The 17,935-nt window shown below is 60.1% G+C and carries 13 protein-coding genes and 1 riboswitch; of the genes, 6 read left to right on the top strand and 7 right to left on the bottom strand.

Annotated elements, in window-relative coordinates; translation table 11 throughout:
* Positions 1 to 76 precede the first annotated feature (76 nt).
* Positions 77 to 718: a flavodoxin gene (locus B3187_RS14970; RefSeq protein ID WP_286807271.1), complete on the bottom strand. Its 642-nt coding sequence runs from the start codon at positions 716 to 718 to the stop codon at positions 77 to 79.
* A 396-nt stretch (positions 719 to 1,114) separates the two neighbouring features.
* Between B3187_RS14970 and B3187_RS14965 the strand changes: the two genes are divergently transcribed.
* Both B3187_RS14965 and B3187_RS14960 read left to right on the top strand, forming a co-directional pair.
* Positions 1,115 to 1,603: a (2Fe-2S)-binding protein gene (locus tag B3187_RS14965; RefSeq protein WP_286807270.1), complete on the top strand. Its 489-nt coding sequence runs from the start codon at positions 1,115 to 1,117 to the stop codon at positions 1,601 to 1,603.
* Complete coding sequence (locus tag B3187_RS14960; protein WP_286807269.1) at positions 1,590 to 3,791, top strand: molybdopterin cofactor-binding domain-containing protein; 2,202 nt, start codon at positions 1,590 to 1,592, stop codon at positions 3,789 to 3,791. Before B3187_RS14965 ends, B3187_RS14960 begins: the two co-directional genes overlap by 14 nt.
* 41 nt (positions 3,792 to 3,832) lie before the next feature.
* Here the strand turns inward: B3187_RS14960 and B3187_RS14955 are convergent, their stop codons facing one another.
* Together B3187_RS14955 and B3187_RS14950 are read right to left on the bottom strand one after the other, a co-directional pair.
* Entirely contained in the window at positions 3,833 to 6,493 is a 2,661-nt protein-coding gene (locus B3187_RS14955) for a nitrate/nitrite transporter (protein WP_286807268.1), read from the bottom strand.
* Positions 6,494 to 6,655: 162 nt separating this feature from the next.
* Positions 6,656 to 8,155, bottom strand: coding sequence for a hypothetical protein (locus B3187_RS14950; RefSeq protein WP_286807267.1), 1,500 nt, complete (start codon positions 8,153 to 8,155; stop codon positions 6,656 to 6,658).
* Between the two features lie 238 nt (positions 8,156 to 8,393).
* Between B3187_RS14950 and narL the strand changes: the two genes are divergently transcribed.
* Positions 8,394 to 9,044, top strand: a complete 651-nt coding sequence (narL, locus tag B3187_RS14945) for a two-component system response regulator NarL (protein WP_024461215.1) — start codon at positions 8,394 to 8,396, stop codon at positions 9,042 to 9,044.
* A complete protein-coding gene (gene glp, locus B3187_RS14940; RefSeq protein ID WP_286807266.1) occupies positions 9,044 to 10,267 on the top strand; it encodes a gephyrin-like molybdotransferase Glp in 1,224 nt (407 codons plus the stop codon). Before narL ends, glp begins: the two co-directional genes overlap by 1 nt.
* Before the next feature lie 230 nt (positions 10,268 to 10,497).
* Here the strand turns inward: glp and B3187_RS14935 are convergent, their stop codons facing one another.
* Entirely contained in the window at positions 10,498 to 11,763 is a 1,266-nt protein-coding gene (locus B3187_RS14935) for a U32 family peptidase (RefSeq protein ID WP_349678207.1), read from the bottom strand.
* Between the two features lie 184 nt (positions 11,764 to 11,947).
* Positions 11,948 to 12,100, top strand: a riboswitch (molybdenum cofactor riboswitch).
* Between B3187_RS14935 and moaA the strand changes: the two genes are divergently transcribed.
* Together moaA and moaB are read left to right on the top strand one after the other, a co-directional pair.
* Positions 12,090 to 13,067, top strand: coding sequence for a GTP 3',8-cyclase MoaA (gene moaA, locus B3187_RS14930; RefSeq protein ID WP_286807265.1), 978 nt, complete (start codon positions 12,090 to 12,092; stop codon positions 13,065 to 13,067). It overlaps the preceding riboswitch by 11 nt.
* Positions 13,068 to 13,108: 41 nt before the next feature.
* Positions 13,109 to 13,624, top strand: coding sequence for a molybdenum cofactor biosynthesis protein B (gene moaB / locus B3187_RS14925; protein WP_286807264.1), 516 nt, complete (start codon positions 13,109 to 13,111; stop codon positions 13,622 to 13,624).
* 117 nt (positions 13,625 to 13,741) lie between these two features.
* Here moaB and B3187_RS14920 read toward each other — a convergent pair whose 3' ends face one another.
* The 3 genes from B3187_RS14920 to B3187_RS14910 form a co-directional block, all read right to left on the bottom strand.
* Positions 13,742 to 14,116 carry a putative zinc-binding protein gene (locus tag B3187_RS14920; protein WP_286807263.1) on the bottom strand — a complete coding sequence of 125 codons (375 nt, stop codon included), beginning with the start codon at positions 14,114 to 14,116 and terminating at the stop codon, positions 13,742 to 13,744.
* A 91-nt stretch (positions 14,117 to 14,207) separates the two neighbouring features.
* Entirely contained in the window at positions 14,208 to 14,870 is a 663-nt protein-coding gene (locus tag B3187_RS14915; protein WP_024461223.1) for an NrdJb, read from the bottom strand.
* A gap of 14 nt (positions 14,871 to 14,884) precedes the next feature.
* On the bottom strand, positions 14,885 to 17,935 hold a 3,051-nt coding region (locus B3187_RS14910; protein WP_286807262.1), incomplete at its 5' end, for an LAGLIDADG family homing endonuclease.

The following is a 17,935-nucleotide window of genomic DNA, read 5'->3' as shown; positions in this document are numbered from 1 at the left end:
CCCCGAAGCATCATCAATCGCACCAAGGGAGACGTTTTCGTCTCCCTTGGTGCGAAAGAGTTGGTGACCCTAAGCGCTACAAAATTTCAATGCGTTCCAGCCAGTCGTGAACCTTGGATCGAACCTCATCCTTTCGCTCGCCCTCTATCGAGAGATAGATGCCGTCTCTTTCCAGACCACCTTTGACCGAGAAGCCCTCCAGAATAGTAGATTCCGAACAGAGCATCTCCACCGTCTCAAAACCGCTTCCGACACCATAGCCACCATGGGTATTGAACGGGATAACTCGCTTACCACTCAAATTGTTCTCATGCAGAAAGCTCTTCATTGGAGGCGGCATCTGCATATCCCAAGTTGGGAATCCCACAAATACTGTGTCGTATCCGTCGATGTTTTCGATCTCGGTTTTCAGCGGAGGGAGGTAACCAGTTTCATTTTCCTCATCAACCTGAGCGACAATCGTATCATAGTCTTCCGGGTAAGGGGTTTCGAGCTCCAGCGCGACACTATCTCCACCCACGGCCTCTTGGATGATATCCGCAACGGCTTTGGTGTTTTGCGTGCGACTCAGGTAAACAATCAGCACTTTATCACCCAACACCTCTCTCCCAACCTCTAGATCTTCGCTCGATACGTTTGAAGCAAAGCCAAGCAAAGCCGCCAAAAGTATGAGCCCCACCAAGACGGCTTTTATTGCTTCACTGGTCTCTTGAGTCATGGTAAAGCCTCTTCCGTTACATGCCTGGTCACAGGGTTCTGAAGGTTTACGACTATCGCCCTAAACACATTGACGATCTCGATAGCTACTGGTCTCTTTACTCGGCGAAGCACCAAATTATAGGTTTCAAACCTCTCGGCGTTTTGCCCATACAGAGCCAGCTTTTGCCCAATCCTTCTGGAGAGCATACCTCTTCACAAGAATAAGCGGTCCATTTGCCCCCCCCTCATCGCGCAAAGTGCTATTTAATCATGCAGTTGCGCCCATCTCACTATTTCGCCATCCTATTGGTACACTCAAGCTCTAACTGGCTCGGTATACGCATGGTCTGACGGTGAAACGTCTCCTATACTGTGCCTAGTTTTTTAACACGTTTCACGCACCCGGAGACATACCATGAAGCTCACCATCAACGGCGAGACCAAAGAGGTCGACGTCGAGGACGATACCCCACTGCTGTGGGTGCTGCGCGAGCAGCTCGGCCTGACCGGCACCAAATACGGCTGCGGTATCGCGCTCTGTGGCGCCTGCACCGTCCATATTGACGACGTGGCGCAGCGCTCCTGTGTGCTGCCGGTCAGCGCGGTCCGGGAGAATCAGAAGATCACCACCATCGAGGGCCTCGGGGTGCAGCAGTTTCACCCGGTGCAGGAGGCCTGGGCGGAGATTGATGTGGCCCAGTGTGGTTACTGTCAGCCGGGCATGATCATGGCCGCGGCCTCGCTGCTGGCGCAGAACCCGGAGCCCACCGACGAGGAAATCCGGAGCGAGATCACCAACATCTGCCGCTGCGGGACTTACCCGAGGGTGCTGGAGGGCGTAAAGCGTGCCGCCCAGCGCATGGCGTCCACCCAGAAGGCCGGAGGTTCCAATGAACAAGCCTGAAGCTCAAGCGCCCGCTAACGGCAGCATCAACCTGTCCCGCCGGGGGTTTCTCAAAGGTAGTGGCGCTGCAGCCGGTGCCTTCGTATTCGGTTTTTCCGTGCCCTTCAGTCAGTCCGCACTGGCGCAATCCGAGTCGCCCGAGGTGAACGCCTGGGTGGTGGTTCAGCCCGATGAGACGGTGCTGATCCGCATCGCCCGTCAGGAAATGGGCCAGGGCTCGTTGACCGGCCTGGCGCAGTTGGTGGCCGAGGATCTGGAATGCGACTGGGACAAGGTGGACTTCGAACTGGTCAAGCCGGGCCGGAACCGCGAGCGCGACAATGTCTGGGGGAGTCAATTCACTGCCGGCTCGACGGCGATTCGTGGCTCCCATGAGTATCTGCGTCAGGGCGGCGCCGCTGCCCGTATGATGCTGACTGAAGCTGCCGCCCGGCAGTGGCAGGTGCCCGCCAGTGAGTGCACCGTTTCCGAGGGGGTGATTACCCACGAGCCCAGCGGGCGCACCACCACCTTCGGCGCCGTGGCCCAGGCGGCCAATGACATCGAACCGCCCAAAACCGAGTCCATCCGCCTCAAAGACCCGAAAGACTGGCGCATTGCCGGTAAGGACAAGGCGCGGCTGGACACCCTGGACAAGCTCGACGGCTCCCTGGTGTACGGCGCCGACTTCTCCATGCCCGGTATGCTGGTGGCGGTGCCCAAGGCCTGCCCCGTGCACGGCGGTAAGCTGAAGAGTTTTGACGCTGAGAAGGTCAAGAACATGCCCGGCGTCAAGCAGGTGGTGCGCGTCGATGATGAAACCGTGGCGGTGGTGGCCGATACCTTCTGGCGTGCCCAGAAAGCCTTGAAAGCCCTGCCGATCGAGTGGGATGAAGGCGAAAACGCCAAGGTGTCCAGCGAGAGCATCGCCAAAAAGCTGCGCGAAGGTTTGACCGCGGATACATCGTTTATCGGCAATCAGGCAGGCGATGCCAAAGACGCGCTGGCCAAGGCCGAGCGGGTCATTGAAGCCGACTACAGCTATCCCTATCAGAACCACGCCCAGATGGAGACGCTCGCCGCCACCGTGCGCTGGCGCAAGAACGGCTGCGAGATGTGGGGACCGACCCAGGTGCCGGGAACGGCCTTGGAAGCCCTGGCCGAAGCGGCGGAGTTACCCCAGGACGTGTGCGAAATCCACACCATGCGCATCGGCGGCAGCTTTGGCCGCCGCGCGGCCACAGACTATATACGGCAGGCCACCCTGATCGCCAAACAGATTCCCGACACGCCAATCAAACTGATGTGGACGCGGGAAGAGGACATGCTGCAGGGCCGTTTCCACCCGGTGACTCAATGTCGTCTGCGCGCAGCCATGGACGATGAAGGCAATGTCCAGGCCCTGCATATGCGCATCTCCGGCCAGTCGATCATGGCCTACGCCATGCCCCAGGCGATGAGTGACAAGGGCGATCCGGTGGTGTACCAGGGGCTGGACCCCGAGGGCGATATGGCTCTCGGGTATTCGGTGCCGAACCTGCTGGTGGACCACGCCATGTACAACCCGCATATCCGCCCGGGCTTCTGGCGGGGCGTGAACCTTAACCAGAATGCCCTGTATCTGGAAAGTTTTATTGATGAGCTGGCTCACGCCGCCGGCCAGGATCCACTGGCCTTTCGTCGCAAGCTGATGGCCAAGCACCCGAAACACCTGGCGGTGCTCGAAGCCGCCGCCGAAGGCATCGGCTGGGACACCAAGCCGCCGGAAGGCATCTATCGGGGCATCGCCCAGGTGAAGGGTTTTGGCAGTTACGTGGCCGCGGCTGCGGAGGTGTCGGTCACCGACGGCAAGGTCAAGATGCACCGCATCGTGGCCGCCACCGATCCGGGGCATGTCATCAACCCGCAACAGGTGGAGGCGCAGGTCGCCGGTTCATTCGTGTACGGCTTGTCGCCCCTACTCTACAGCGAAGCGACGGTGAAAGACGGGCGCATTGAGCAGGAGAACTTCAACACCTACAAGGTGATGACGCTCAAGGATATGCCCAAGGTGGAAGTGATCACCATGCCCTCCGGCGGCTTCTGGGGCGGCGTGGGCGAGCCCACCATCGCGGTGGCCGCTCCGGCGGTACTCAACGCCATCTTCGCCGCAACCGGCAAACGTATCCGCGATATTCCCCTCAAAAACACGGACCTGACGGTCAGCTAGAAAACAATGTCTCCCCTTGCACGACAAGGGGAGACATTGCATCAACAGGGCACCTCAGCTCCACGTCGGGCGTAATACCACCAGGTTACGAACAGACAGCTCACGTAGAACACCACAAAGCCGGTCAGGGCCGCGGCGACACCGCCGGTCATATCGAATGAGGTACCGTAAGCTTTGGGGATAAAGAAACCGCCGTAGGCCGCGATGGCGGAGATGAAACCGAGTACCGCCGCCGCTTCTCTGTTGCCTTCCACCTGAGCCTGTTCGGTGTCGCCCAGCGCACGCTGGCGTAGGGTCATAAACATCACCGGCACCATGCGGAACGTGGAGCCATTGAGAATACCCGAGGCGACAAACAGCACCAGAAACATCCCGAAGAAGCCCCAGAAATTACCGGCACTGTCTTCTCCGGGCAGAAACTGCAGCACACCGACGACACCGGCAATCATCACCGCGAAAGTCCAGAGGGTCACGCGCGCACCGCCCAATTTGTCGGCAATCACCCCACCGGCCGGACGCGCCAGGGCACCGAGCAAGGGGCCAATAAACGCGTATTTGGTCGGGTCCACATCCTTGAACAGCATGCCGGACAGCAGCGGGAAACCCGCGGCAAAGCCGATGAAGCTGCCGAAGGCGCCCAGGTACAACCAGCACATCAGCCAGGTGTGCTTGCGTTTGAAAATCACCGCCTGATCACTGAACGAGGATTTCGCCGAAGCAATATCGTTCATGCCAAACCAGGCCGCTATCGCCGCCACAATAATGAACGGTACCCAGAGCAGAGCGGCATTCTGAATCCACAGGTTCTCGCCCGCCAAGGCGCCGGACTGAATCACCATGGGGTCACCCCCGAACGGGCCCAGCACACTGGCGGCGATCGCCAGCGGCGCAATCAGCTGCATGGCGGATACCCCGAGATTACCCAGGCCGGCATTCAACCCCATGGCGCCGCCCTTCTCCGCTTTCGGGAAGAAGAAGCTGATGTTGGCCATGCTGGAAGCGAAGTTGCCACCACCGAAACCGCACAGTAAGGCCAGAATCAGCATCACCAGATAAGACGTATCGGTATTCTGAAGGGCAAAACCCAACCACAGACAGGGCAGCAGCAGCGAGGCGGTGGAAATCGCGGTCCAGCGGCGGCCGCCAAATATCGGCACCATAAAGCTGTAGAAAATACGCAGCGTCGCCCCGGACAGCGCCGGCAAGGCCGCCAACCAGAACAGCTGATTGGAGGTATAGGGGAAACCGAGCTGGGGCATTTTCACCACCAGAATGGACCAAATGGACCAGACCGCAAAGGCGAGAAACAGGTTGGGGATGGAGATCCACAAATTGCGTCGGGCGATTTTTTTGCCTTTCTCTTCCCAGAAGGTTTTATCTTCCGGACGCCAGTCCTCCAGCACAAAAGCATCGGGCGTGGAGAATTCCGGCAGGTCGGTGACTTCCTGTCCGGAACGCCACTCGTGCCGCTCCGCCAGGCGAATGGCGTAGTGCATCCAGGCCAGCGCCGCACCAGAAATCACAAACAGCAACATGAAAGCGCTCTGCCAGACACCGATCACGTCGTTGAGCATGCCGAAGGTCAGCGGCAGAAAGAAGCCACCCAGGCCACCGATCATGCCGACGATACCACCCACAACCCCAACGTGGGTCGGGTAGTAAACGGGAATGTGTTTGAACACCGCCGCCTTACCGAGCGACATGAAGAAACCGAGAATGAAGGTCAGCACCACAAAGGCGGGCAGAGTCAGTTCAAAGCTGAACTCCAGGGTGCGATCCACCCCCAGCACCCGGTATTCGGTGGGCGGATAGCTGAGCAGAAAGCAGCAGATGACCGAGGCGGTCAGGGTCCAGTACATCACCCGACGGGCGCCGTAGCGATCGGACATCCAACCACCGAGAATCCGGAACAGCGAGGCGGGAATAGTATAGAGCGCGGTGAGAATACCGGCGGCGGCGATACCCAGCCCGTAGACTTCCATCAGATAGTGGGGCAACCACAGCGCCAGGGCCACAAAGGCGCCGAACACAAAAAAGTAATAGAGTGCAAAGCGCCAGACCCGAAGGTCTCCCAGGGGCGCCAACTGCTGACTCAGCGAGGTGATGTTGGCACGACGTTTCGCCAGTCCGGGATCGGCCTTGGCGAACAGGATAAAGCCCACCCCCATCAGGGCAATCACCACCGCATACACCTGAGCCGTCACCTGCCATCCGAGCGCGAGCAACAGGAAGGGGGCACCGAAGTTGGTGATCGCCGAGCCGACATTACCGGCACCGAAAATTCCCAGCGCCGTGCCCTGCTTGCCCGCTGGATACCAGGCCGAGGTGTAGGCCACCCCGACAATAAACGAGCCGCCGGCCAGCCCCACACCGAGCGCGGCCAGCAACAGCAGATAATAATTCTGCGCCATGCTCACCAGCAGCACGGCCACACCGGTGGTGATCATCAACAGGCCAAACACCCAGCGGCCGTCGAACCTATCGGTGAGTACACCGAGGAACAGGCGGCTGATGGAGCCGGATAAAATCGGGGTCGCCATCAACAAACCGAGCTGGGTATCACTCAGCCCCAGCTCTTGCTTGATCTGGATACCGAGGATGGAAAAGATCGTCCAGACGGCAAAGCACAGGGTGAACGCAAAGGTGGAAAGAAAAAGCGCACGCCGCTGGTCGCGGGGGGCGATGGCGCTGGCATCAAGCATGAGGCGTCTCCAGAGAACCGGGCCGATAAAAACCCGACAATGTTTAGGGGTACTGCCTCATAGTAGAAATGATTGGCGCCCGTGCCTATTGAGCCGTTTAGGCACCACCTGCTACCTCTGAATGGGTAGGCGAAAGTTCTTTGGCATAAGGAGCAATTCGGCTTAGGGGTTATAGATGAACGCGTGGCGCCGCAGGTACAAGGCCCAGGCCGCCAACGCGCAGAGACCATAGAACAGCGCAAAGCCCAGAAATGCCTGATAGACGCCGTCCATTCCGCCGGCTCGATTCAGCGCCAGAGGGATATATACCATCCCCAGGGTCGCTACCGATACCAGCCACATTTGCGCCGGCTGTCGTCGGGTCGGGGGGAACACTTGGGGCAGTGCGCGCAGCAAGGCGGCGTAACCAATGCCCGAGGCCGCGAAAAGCAGCGCCATCGCGAGCAAATACGGCATAAGGTAGTCCAGAGGGAACTCGGACAAGGTCAGGGCACGCAAGCTCCAGAATACGGCCACCGCGCCCAGCGCCAGCCCGAGCATACTGACCGCCGCCACCCGTGCACCGCCCCAGCGCCCGGCCGCCCAACCGCCCAAGGGGCGAACCAGAATGGCCAACAGGGGAAACATCCAGGCATAAAGAAATACTCCGGAATACCCCTGCGTCTCACCGAACAGCTGACAGGTCACGATCGGGAACACCAGGGTCAGCCCCAGGAATGTACCCACACTGGCAAGCCACAACAGGCTCATCAACCAGAGGTGCCGGTGGGACAACAAACCGATCAACCGCTGACGCTGAGGCGCGGTGGAGAGCCCCGCAACCAGCAACACGCACAGGGCCAGCACACACATCAGCGTGAGCTCCACCGGCATCCAGACCGAGACGCCACCGAGCGAACGAGGTAAGGTCAACCAGCCGGCCAACGCAGCCAGAAGTCCGCCGGCGAACAGCGCGGATACACCGCGACGCCAATCGCTCACCGCGAGGGACTGTCGCCAAGGCGCACGCAGGGACCAGAGCAGGAGAATGATCAGGGCAAAAATAGCCCAGAACAGACCGCTCCAGCCCAGCCAGATCGAAGTGTTTTCAGGCAGGCGCCCCAGAAAGTGACTGACGCTCAGATTGAGCCACTGGGGCTCACCCACCGGCAGCGGCACCGTAATAACCAGCGGTACCACCAACAAGCTGAGCACCACCCCCAGATGCCCCGCCAGCGAGGCCGCTTCCAGGCCGTAGCGCTGTGCCTCGTCTGAGGTTTCCGCCGGTCCGCCCAGGGCTGCCAGACCGCCACCGCCGAGCCCCACCAACAGAAACAGTGCCGGCAGCCAGGTCCGGCTCAGGGGCGCGCCACTGAGCATGAAGGTCAGCACCACCGCCACCAGCAGCAGAATCAACAATGTGCTGAGCACCAGGCCGCGGCCGTAGCTCAACAGCCAGAAGCCGAGCGTCAAGCGCAGGCAACTGGCCGACAAACCCGTCAACGCCAGCAGGGACAGTAAATCGGAATAGCTCAGATCGGTGCGGGTGCCCGCCAACAACACCACCCAGACCGATGGCAACAACCACAGTCCGAAGCCGCAGACCAATACCGCGCCCACCCAACCGGGCCCCGGACCGGTGGTGTCGGTCGATACCTTGGTCGGGGTAGACAAGTCACGCATAGGGGACGCACTGCTCGCAGGGTTGATCGTAATCCTCATCGCGCTACTATGGGCGCTGGGCAAAAGGCGCTCAATGCCCCCTTGGACATAGGGGCACTCGGGCGTCACCCTCCAAAGGGCTACCCACACTGGACAGCTTGCGCCTTTTTCATCCTTACGCTAAGGCCGCCCGCGACTTGCCAAAAAGAGGTAAGCCACTGACAATGCGGCGATATTGATTGATTTGGGAGACATCTTTATGAGCCACGACGCGGCCAGCATCATGCTGGTGGATGACCACCCCTTATTGCGCAAAGGGTTGCAGCAACTGATTGAACTGTCCGACGACCTGGAGCTGGTCGCGCAGGCCGGCAGCGGCGCCGAAGCCATCAAGCTCGGGGAAGAACTGGACCCGGACCTGATTCTGCTCGACCTGAACATGCAGGGCATGGACGGACTGGAAACCCTGGAAAAATTGCGCGGGGTGGGAGTGACTTCCCGCATCGTGATGCTCACCGTCTCCGACGCCGACGAAGATGTGATTGCCGCCATCTCCCGGGGCGCCGACGGTTATCTGCTCAAGGATATGGAACCGGACGAACTGCTCACCCAGATCGAGCGCGCCCTGCAGGGCAAGATGGTGATGAGCGAAGCCGTGACCCAGGCCCTGGCCACCGCCATCCGCAAGCCCCAGCCCAACAACGAAGCCAAGCTCGACAGCCTGACCGGGCGCGAGCTGGAAATTCTCAAACTGATCGCCAAGGGGCTGAGCAATAAACTCATCGCCCGGGAGCTGGACATTTCCGATGGCACGGTCAAAGTGCACGTCAAACATCTGCTGAAAAAGCTCGGCCTGCGCTCACGGGTGGAAGCCGCCGTGTGGATGATCAACCAGGAAAAGAGTGACTGATGGCCTGCTGCGACGAACCCCAACTGATTCCGGTTCAGGACGCCATCGCCCGCATGCAAGTGGCGGTACAGGCGGTGACCGACACGGAGACCGTTTCCCTGCCCGAGCTGCTCGACCGGGTCACCGCCGAGCCGGTACACGCCGGCTTTAATGTCCCCGGCTACGACAACTCGGCGATGGATGGCTACGCTCTGCGCGCCCAAGATGCCGGACAAGTGTTGACGCTGGTCGGACAATCACTGGCCGGGCATCACTTCGACGGTGAACTGAACGCTGGGCAATGCGTACGCATTACCACCGGCGCCACGATTCCCGCCGGTGCCAATGCGGTGGTCATGCAAGAGAATACCGAAGTCGACGGCGATAGCGTTCGCGTGATGAAAGCGCCTGCTACGGGCGAGAATATTCGTCGTGCCGGCGAGGACATCACACAAGGCCAGGAAGTGTTTCCCTCCGGTTATCGTTTCGGTCCCGTGGATATTGCCCTGCTCGCTTCCCTGGGCTTGGCCGAGGCCTCGGTCAAGCGACGCCTCAAAGTCGCGGTGCTGTCCACCGGCGATGAACTTACTCCGCCGGGACAACCACTGAAAGATGGCCACATTTACGACAGCAACCGCTACGGCCTCATCGCCATTCTTCAACGCCTGAACGTCGAGGTGCTGGACCTGGGCCTGATTCCCGACCAGCCGAATCAGATCCGCGCCGCTTTCGAACGCGCCGGAGCAGAAGCCGACGCCATCATTTCCAGCGGCGGTGTGTCGGTAGGCGATGCGGATTATGTCAAAGACATTCTCGGCGAGCTGGGGGAAATCGGCTTCTGGAAAGTGGCCATCAAACCCGGAAAACCTTTCGCCTTTGGGCACCTGGGTAAGGCGGTATTTTTCGGCCTGCCCGGCAACCCGGTGTCCTCCATGGTCACCCTGCACCAGTTGGCGCTACCCATCCTGCGCACCATGGCCGGCGAAGCACCGGAACCGCCTTTGCAGGTGACTGCCAAGGCCGCCAGCGGCTACAAGAAAAGCCCGGGCCGACAGGACTTCCAACGCGCGACCGTGCGTTGCATCGATGGCGAAAACCAGATCGACAGCAACGGCGCCCAGGGCTCCGGTGTACTCACCTCCTTCCTCGGCGCCAATGCCTACGCCGTGCTCGAAGCCGAACGAGGCAAAGTCGAAGCCGGCGAGCCCGTCACCGTCATTCCCTTTGATCGGTTTATTACCTGATTAAAGCGGCACCACATGGGTGCCCTACTTCAGCGGCAATGCCACCTCATGACGGCGGATGCGCGCTCCGCGCTCCAAAACGTCGGACCGATCCGCCCTACGGATAGCTCGGAGGCCGCGTAGGGCGGATAAGGCCGGAGGCCGCATCCGCCATGATCGAACGCAATGCGCTATCTAAGACAAGACTTCATATCTGGCAACGGCGGATGCGCGCTCCGCGCTTATCCGCCCTACGCCAGGTTTTTAACCAGCAGGGCGGTTTCCGGGTCGCAATCCACCGGGAGTTGCAGGCGGACGCGGTGGCCCGAGCCCGGGGCGCGTTCTATCGGGGTGCCGGCTTTATCCTGCAGCGCGCTCAGCTCAAAGGGGTGATTGCCTTCGGGCGTCAGCAGGTACAACCGCTCCCCCACAGAGAAGCCGTTTTTGGCTTCGACTTCATACCACTCTCCTACCCTCGCCTTGGGCTCGGCCACCCACTGCTGGGCACCGTTGTGGTGCGCACGCTCCAGGTTCTGCAGGGTTTCGGGGCGGGCGTGGCGGTCCAGCAGGCCGGCGGTGTAGCCTCGGTTGGCCAGGCCTTCCAGCTCAAACAGCAGGCTCGGGTCAAAGGCTTTCCCGGCGACGGCATCGCCGATGGCGCGGCGGTAGACCTGGGCGGTGCGGGCCACATAGTAAGGCGACTTGGTGCGCCCCTCGATTTTGAGCGAGTGCACGCCCATCCGGGTCAGCTGCTCCACATACTCCACGGCACGCAGGTCTTTGGAGTTGAGGATATAGCTGCCGTGCTCGTCTTCATCCATCGGCATCAGCTCACCGGGGCGGGTCTTGTCCTCGATCACCACGGGCTCCCACTGCCCGATTTCGTTTTCCCGGGCGGGCCTGGCCTCGTACTTCCAGCGGCAGGCGTTGGTGCAGGCGCCCTGATTGGGGTCGCGGTGGTTGAAGTAGCCCGAAAGCATGCAGCGCCCGGAATAGGCCATGCACAGGGCCCCGTGTACAAAGACTTCCAGCTCCATGTCCGGCACCTGCTCGCGGATTTCACCGATCTCCTCAATGCCCAGTTCCCGGGACAGGATGATCCGCTCGATGCCCTGCTCCTGCCAGAACTTGACCGCGGCCCAGTTGACCGTATTGGCCTGGACCGATAAGTGCATGGGCATATCAGGAAACTGCTGGCGGACCAGCCAGATGACGCCGGGGTCGGAGACGATCAGGGCGTCTGGCCCCATATCCACCACCGGCGCCAGATGCTTGATCAGGGTGCGGACCTTGTTGTTGTGTGGCGCCACGTTGGTCACCGCATAAAAGCGTTTGCCCAGGGCATGCGCCTCGCTGATGCCCTGGGCCATGGCCTCGTGATCAAAGCTGTTATTGCGCACCCGCAGGCTCATGCGTGGCAAACCGGCGTAGACCCCATCGGCACCGTAGGCAAAGGCCAGGCGCATGGCACGCAGGCTGCCGGCGGGGGACAGAAGCTCGGGGGCAAACAGGGACATTGGGCAAAGATCCTCAGGAATTGGGCATCACAGCGGGCAAAAACCCGCGCATACTAACGGCACGCGCACGCTAAGTGGTTGATTTGACTCAAAACTGCCACCGAAAAGTGCCAACTACCCATGAGGAGGTAGACGGGGTTATACCTCGGAGCCATAAACCTTTGGCTAAAATTGGACTACAATGAACGTACATTCACACCGAGCCCATTGACCTAAGGCAACGCTAAGGTCCATGGGCCGTTACCCTCTCACCCAACCGGGTGAGCCGAGGTAACCGGGGCCGTTCGGGAAACCGGGCTGCCTCCCGCGCTTGGAAAGGTGTTTCTATGCTGACTGACTCTTTTGATCGGCGCTTCAGTTACTTGCGCCTGTCCGTTACCGAAGTGTGCAACTTTCGGTGCGACTACTGCCTGCCGGACGGGACCGATTGTGGCCCCGATGCCCGCGCTCAGGACCTGACCCTCGACGAAATCCGCCGTCTGGTGAATGCCTTTGCCCGCTTGGGCATGCGCAAAGTGCGCATTACCGGCGGCGAGCCCTCCCTGCGCAAAGATCTGACCGAGATCATCCGACTGTGCAAGCAGACCCCCGGTATTGAAACCGTGGCCATGACCACCAATGGCTACCGCCTGACCAAGGACATCGATGCCTGGCACGCGGCAGGCCTGGATGCGCTCAACGTGAGCATCGACAGCCTGGATCACGCCAAGTTTGAGATGATCACCGGTCACAACAAGCTGCAGGAAATTCTCAAGGGGCTGGAACGTGCGGCCGAGCTGGGCATTCCCAACATCAAGGTCAACAGCGTATTGATGAAGCACTACAACGACGATGCGCTGGATGACTTTATCGACTTTGTGAAAGACCGGCCCATCACCCTGCGCATGATCGAACTGATGCAGACCGGGGACAACGCCGAGTTTTTTGATCGCCACCACTTGAGCGGCGACCGGGTGATCGAGCGGATGCGCGCTCAGGGTTGGGAGGAGCGACTGCGCGGCCGGGACTCCGGCCCCGCCCGGGAATTCTGGCACCCGGATTACGCCGGCGGCATCGGCATGATCATGCCCTATAGCAAAGACTTCTGCGCCACCTGCAACCGTCTGCGCGTCTCCAGTCAGGGGCAGCTGTTCCTGTGCCTGTTTGTCGATGAGCACCAGAGCCTGCGCCACCTGTTGCAGTCCGATGATCCGGAGCCGGTGATGGCGTTTTTGCGGGAAGCCATCAAGGGCAAAGATTTCAGCCATCACCTGCACGAGCAGAACCCCGGCTCGACCCGGCAGCTGGCGATGATCGGCGGTTAAACTTTTACCTGATTCAATAGATTGTTACGGAGTAGCTGTTAATGGCACACGCCTTACCATCGGAAATGAAACCCCTGAACATTGCGGTTCTGACCGTTTCCGATACCCGCACCTTTGAGAACGACACCTCGGGTCAGTACCTGGTGGACGCTCTGCAGGAAGAGGGCCACACCCTCGCTGACCGCGCATTGCTGAAAGACGATATCTATCAGATTCGCGCCCAGGTCTCTGCCTGGATCGCCGATGCCAAGGTGCATGTGGTCCTGATCACCGGTGGCACCGGGTTTACCGACCGGGATTCGACCCCCGAGGCGATGAAGCCGTTGTTTGATAAAGAAGTGGAAGGGTTTGGGGAGATGTTCCGGCAGATTTCCTGGGGGGAGATTGGTACGTCGACCATTCAGTCTCGAGCATTGGCGGGGTTGGCGAACCATACCTTGATTGCCTGTCTGCCCGGGTCGACCGGGGCCTGCCGCACAGGGTGGACGAAGTTGTTGCAGCCGCAGTTGGATGCTCGGCAGGGGCCTTGTAATTTTGTGGGGCATTTGGTTCGGTAGAAGAATCGGCTTGGGTTGCGGCGGATGCGCTTCGCTTATCCGCCCTACGCGTAACTCAGGAAGTGGTGTAGGGCGGATAAGCGCAAAGCGCGCATCCGCCGTTACCATTGCTATACGCTACTCCCCCGTCGCAATAATCCCCAACTCGCTATACACACTGCGCAACACATCGTAATGCTCCTGAATGGAGCACCCTTCGTGATTCCGCTTTTTGATGCCCTTGCGGGTAAGCTCAATATGCCACTTGGGCGTTACGCCGTGGCGGGCCAGGGAGTGCTTGACGCAGGCCAGGGCGCAGCCGTCGATGGCGCAGATATCCCGGCCGGATTTGGCGACCTTGACCAGACTCGGTACATCGCCACCCACGCCCGCAATGCAGGACATTTCAGCGTGGCCTTCCCGGTCCATCACCACGGCAATATCGTTCGCCAACTGGGCCACGTTCGAGCGGCCCGAGCAGGCGTAAACCAGCGGTTTCTGTGTGTCGTCCATAGTAAATTCCAAAGCTGACAACGTGTGAAGTTACTTTACGCTGACTGCACACATCCGCCTTGACGTAAATCAACTGAGCCTCAGTCGAGGCTCAGCCGCACTTGGACGCGCCGCAATTGAGGCAGGTTTTGCAACCATCCATGATGATCACCGCTTTGGTATGGCACTTCAGACACAAGGTTGCGGTCGGCGGAAACTCATCACTGCCATGCTCGATGTGATGCTTCTGCTCGTACTCCACCTGCTTCTCCTTGAGCACCTCCCGCTGCGCTTCAGAAAGTGCTTCATCCTGGATCAGGCCGATGCGCTTCATGTGGGTTTCGATGGCGTCGCCGATTTCCGCTACCAGCGAGGGCATAAAGCGGCCGCCGGATTTGAAGTAGCCGCCCTGCGGGTCAAACACCGCTTTCAGCTCTTCCACCAGGAAGGTCACATCACCACCCTTGCGGAACACCGCGGAGATGACGCGGGTCAGCGCCACCACCCACTGAAAATGCTCCAGGTTCTTCGAGTTGATGAAAATCTCGAAGGGGCGGCGCACTTCGTGGTCGGTGCCCGGGTTCAGCACCACATCGTTGATAGTGATATACAGGGCGTGGTCGGACAGCGGTGTCTTGATTTTGTAAGTGCTGCCTTCGAGGGTTTCCGGGCGCTCGAACTTCTCGTGCATGCGCTCGATGTCCGGCTCTTTCTCGGGCTCCGGCTTTTTGATGGAGAAGCCGGTGATTTTTTTGTCAATAACTTTGGCGTTCATACAGACTGCTCCAATTAAAACTTGCCGTAATAACCTTCTTTCAAGGCCTCGTACAGGTTGGCGGCGGTGTGCATTTCGCCGTCGTACTCCACCTCTTCGTTGCCCTTCAGTTCGAGCTTTTGACCGTCCTCCAGCTCAAACACATAGGTGGTGTTTTCCAGATCCTGCTCTTTCACCAACACACCCTGGAAGGCTTCCGGGTTGAAGCGGAAGGTGGTGCAGCCCTTGAGGCCCTGGCGCCAGGCGTACAGGTAAATGTCCTTGAACCGGTCGTAGGCGATTTCTGTGGGCACGTTGATGGTTTTGGAAATGGAGGAGTCAATCCATTTCTGCGCCGCGGCCTGCACATCCACATGCTGCTCCGGGGTGATCTGGTCGGACACCACAAAGTACTCCGGCAGACCGCTCTCCCCCGGCTGCGGGTAAGGCTTGGCTTTGGGCTCGACCAACTGGCGATAGCGCAGCAGTTCGTAGGAGAACACATCCACTTTCTCCTTGGTTTTCTTGCCACTGCGGATCACATTGCGCGCGTAGTGGTGTGCAAAACTGGGCTCAATGCCATTACTGGCGTTATTCGCCAGGGACAGGGAAATGGTGCCCGTGGGCGCAATGGAGGAGTGGTGGGTAAAGCGGCCACCGGTATCCGCCAGCGCCGCCACCAGTGCCGGATCTTCCTCGGCCACCTGCTGCATATAGCGGCTGTACTTTGCCCAGAGCACTTTACCGGGCACCTGATCGCCCACCTTGTACTCTCTGGCCAACTCGGGTTGCTTGGCCAACATGATGGGCGTGACCTCAAAGGTTTCCGCCATGATGGGCGCCGGGCCTTTTTCTTTGGCCAGGTTCAACGACTCGCGCCAGCCGGCCAGCGCCAGCTCTTTGCTCACCTGTTCGGTAAAGGCGATGGACGCGGGACTGCCATAGGGGATCGTGAGCATGGTCAGGGCCGAGCCCAACCCCAGAAAGCCCATCCCGTGGCGGCGCTTTCGTTCGATCTCATTGCGCTGCTGCGCCAGTGCCAGCCCATTGATCTCCACCACGTTATCCAGCATGCGGGTAAAGATGGAGACCAGCTTGCGGAATTTTTCCCAATCGAATTCCGCCTGTTCGGTAAAGGGATGCTTCACGCACTGGGTCAGATTCACGGAGCCGAGCAGACAACTTCCATAGGGGGGCAGAGGCTGCTCACCGCAGTTGTGCACGTAGAGCCCATTGGCATCGAAGGCGTTGATGCCTGGAACCTGCACGTCGTAAACGGTTTCGGTTCCCACGGGGGTCAACCCTTCCACCGTCACCATAAACCGCTCGCGGTTCAGGGTGCGCTTGTAGCTACCCAGGGCATTTTTCAGGCGGGTCATTTTGTCGATGTCGGAAAAGCCCACCCGTTCCTTAAAGGTCGGCAGATTATCGCCACTGATGACCAACTCGTGTTGGGCGACGGTGGCATACGCTTGCTGGCCACCCCGGCCATCCGGTAGCGCACGGTGCTGGGCCGGGCGACGATTCTGGTAAAGGCGAGCCGCAATGCCGAGGCGCAACAGCATGCGCTGAACGGCTTTCAATCTAGGCAGGTCGGACTGAGCCAGACGCACGCTGACGCCCTTCTGCTGAGAGCCCTGCACCGAACCATCGGCATCGAAAAAACCGCGCAGGAAGCCGCGATAGAATTCGCTGGAGCGTGTTTCCAACGCGGGGGTAATCACTTTATTGCCGGGCGTCATGCCCAGGTCTTCGGCCAGCTGTTTGATGGCGCCCGTGGCCAGACGGTATTCGCCCCGGCCGGGCATTTCCATCCAACCCCGGAAATCCGCCCGGTGCGGCAGAGTGCGGGCGCAGCGCAGCGCCTCGACCATGACCGGGTGTGCCTGGGGAGAATCACCCACTGCCTGTTGTCCCGGCCACACCGACAGAACGGCTTTGTCGCTTTTCAGCGTACCGTCGCCCACCAGCAAGCCCATCAGGTAGCCCTCTTCCCGGCTACCCTCGCCGGACCAGTCCGGAATCGCCCGGTGGTTGTGCAGGACGATCTGATCGCCCGGCTCCAGTTGCTCAGCGGGCACCCAATCAAGCGTTTCCGACCAGCGGCTTTTGGAAGCGACCTTGCGCACTTTGTGGTCACCGGTCAGTTTCACGGTATAACCTTCGCGCGTGGACAGTTCGAACACCGGTTTATCGCCGGTGACGAAGAAGCCTTCTTCGCCGGACGCGTAGTGGGTGCCGTCCACCCGGGCGGTAAATGGGCGCCCCACCAGTTCACCGACCTGGCGCGGCCCCTCCGCGGTTTGAACCCAGGTATCGGCGGTAACGCAGGGATTGGTCGCGCGAATGTCTTCACAGAACCAGTTGTTGTTCCACTGGTTGACCCGATCGATCAGGATAAAGCCGGGCTCAGCGAAGTCGTAGGTGGAACGCATGATCTGGTTCCACAGTTGCCGCGCCGGGACTTTCTTGTAGACCTTGCAGGCGATTTCACCGTCGTCGTTCCGCAGGTATTTGTCGGATACATGATCGAGGCGCCGCCAGACCACCTGTTCGGGGTCATCACCGTCCAGGCCCTCGCGCTTGAGGTCATTCTCGGTGATGGGGAAACTCAGCGGCCAGGTGGCATCGGCTTTGACCGCCTGCACAAAGTCATCGGTAATCAGCAGCGACAGGTTGAACTGGCGCAGACGCCCGGCCTCGCGCTTGGCCCGGATGTACTCGCTGACGTCCGGATGGTGCACATCAAAGGTGGCCATCTGGGCACCGCGCCGGCCACCGGCCGAGGAAATGGTGAAGCACATCTTGTCGTAGATATCCATAAACGACAGCGGCCCGGAGGTGTTGGCGCCGGCGCCGGCCACGTAGGCGCCTTTGGGACGCAGGGTGGAGAACTCGTAACCGATGCCGCAACCGGCTTTCAGGGTCAGGCCGGCCTCGAGGTTTTTGTGCAGAATGTCTTCCATCGAGTCGCCGATGGTGCCTGAGACGGTGCAGTTGATGGTGGAGGTCGCCGGCTTGTAGGCCTGGGCCCCGGCATTGGAAATGATCCGGCCGGCGGGAATGGCGCCGTTGCGCAGCGCCCA

The organism is Marinimicrobium sp. UBA4209 (assembly GCF_002381585.1).
GTDB classification, from domain to species: Bacteria; Pseudomonadota; Gammaproteobacteria; order Pseudomonadales; family Cellvibrionaceae; genus Marinimicrobium; species Marinimicrobium koreense.
The sequence above is the reverse complement of the archived record's forward strand: the minus strand, read 5'-3'. Positions and strand labels throughout refer to the sequence as shown.

Bases quoted from the DNA above. Each gene is read 5' to 3' on its own strand.
- B3187_RS14960 (WP_286807269.1), top strand. From the start codon at position 1,590: ATGAACAAGCCTGAAGCTCAAGCGCCCGCTAACGGCAGCATCAACCTG.
- moaA (WP_286807265.1), top strand. From the start codon at position 12,090: ATGCTGACTGACTCTTTTGATCGGCGCTTCAGTTACTTGCGCCTGTCC.
- B3187_RS14970 (WP_286807271.1), bottom strand. From the start codon at position 718: ATGACTCAAGAGACCAGTGAAGCAATAAAAGCCGTCTTGGTGGGGCTC.
- B3187_RS14950 (WP_286807267.1), bottom strand. From the start codon at position 8,155: ATGCGTGACTTGTCTACCCCGACCAAGGTATCGACCGACACCACCGGT.
- narL (WP_024461215.1), top strand. From the start codon at position 8,394: ATGAGCCACGACGCGGCCAGCATCATGCTGGTGGATGACCACCCCTTA.
- glp (WP_286807266.1), top strand. From the start codon at position 9,044: ATGGCCTGCTGCGACGAACCCCAACTGATTCCGGTTCAGGACGCCATC.
- moaB (WP_286807264.1), top strand. From the start codon at position 13,109: ATGGCACACGCCTTACCATCGGAAATGAAACCCCTGAACATTGCGGTT.
- B3187_RS14965 (WP_286807270.1), top strand. From the start codon at position 1,115: ATGAAGCTCACCATCAACGGCGAGACCAAAGAGGTCGACGTCGAGGAC.
- B3187_RS14920 (WP_286807263.1), bottom strand. From the start codon at position 14,116: ATGGACGACACACAGAAACCGCTGGTTTACGCCTGCTCGGGCCGCTCG.
- B3187_RS14955 (WP_286807268.1), bottom strand. From the start codon at position 6,493: ATGCTTGATGCCAGCGCCATCGCCCCCCGCGACCAGCGGCGTGCGCTT.
- B3187_RS14935 (WP_349678207.1), bottom strand. From the start codon at position 11,763: ATGTCCCTGTTTGCCCCCGAGCTTCTGTCCCCCGCCGGCAGCCTGCGT.
- B3187_RS14915 (WP_024461223.1), bottom strand. From the start codon at position 14,870: ATGAACGCCAAAGTTATTGACAAAAAAATCACCGGCTTCTCCATCAAA.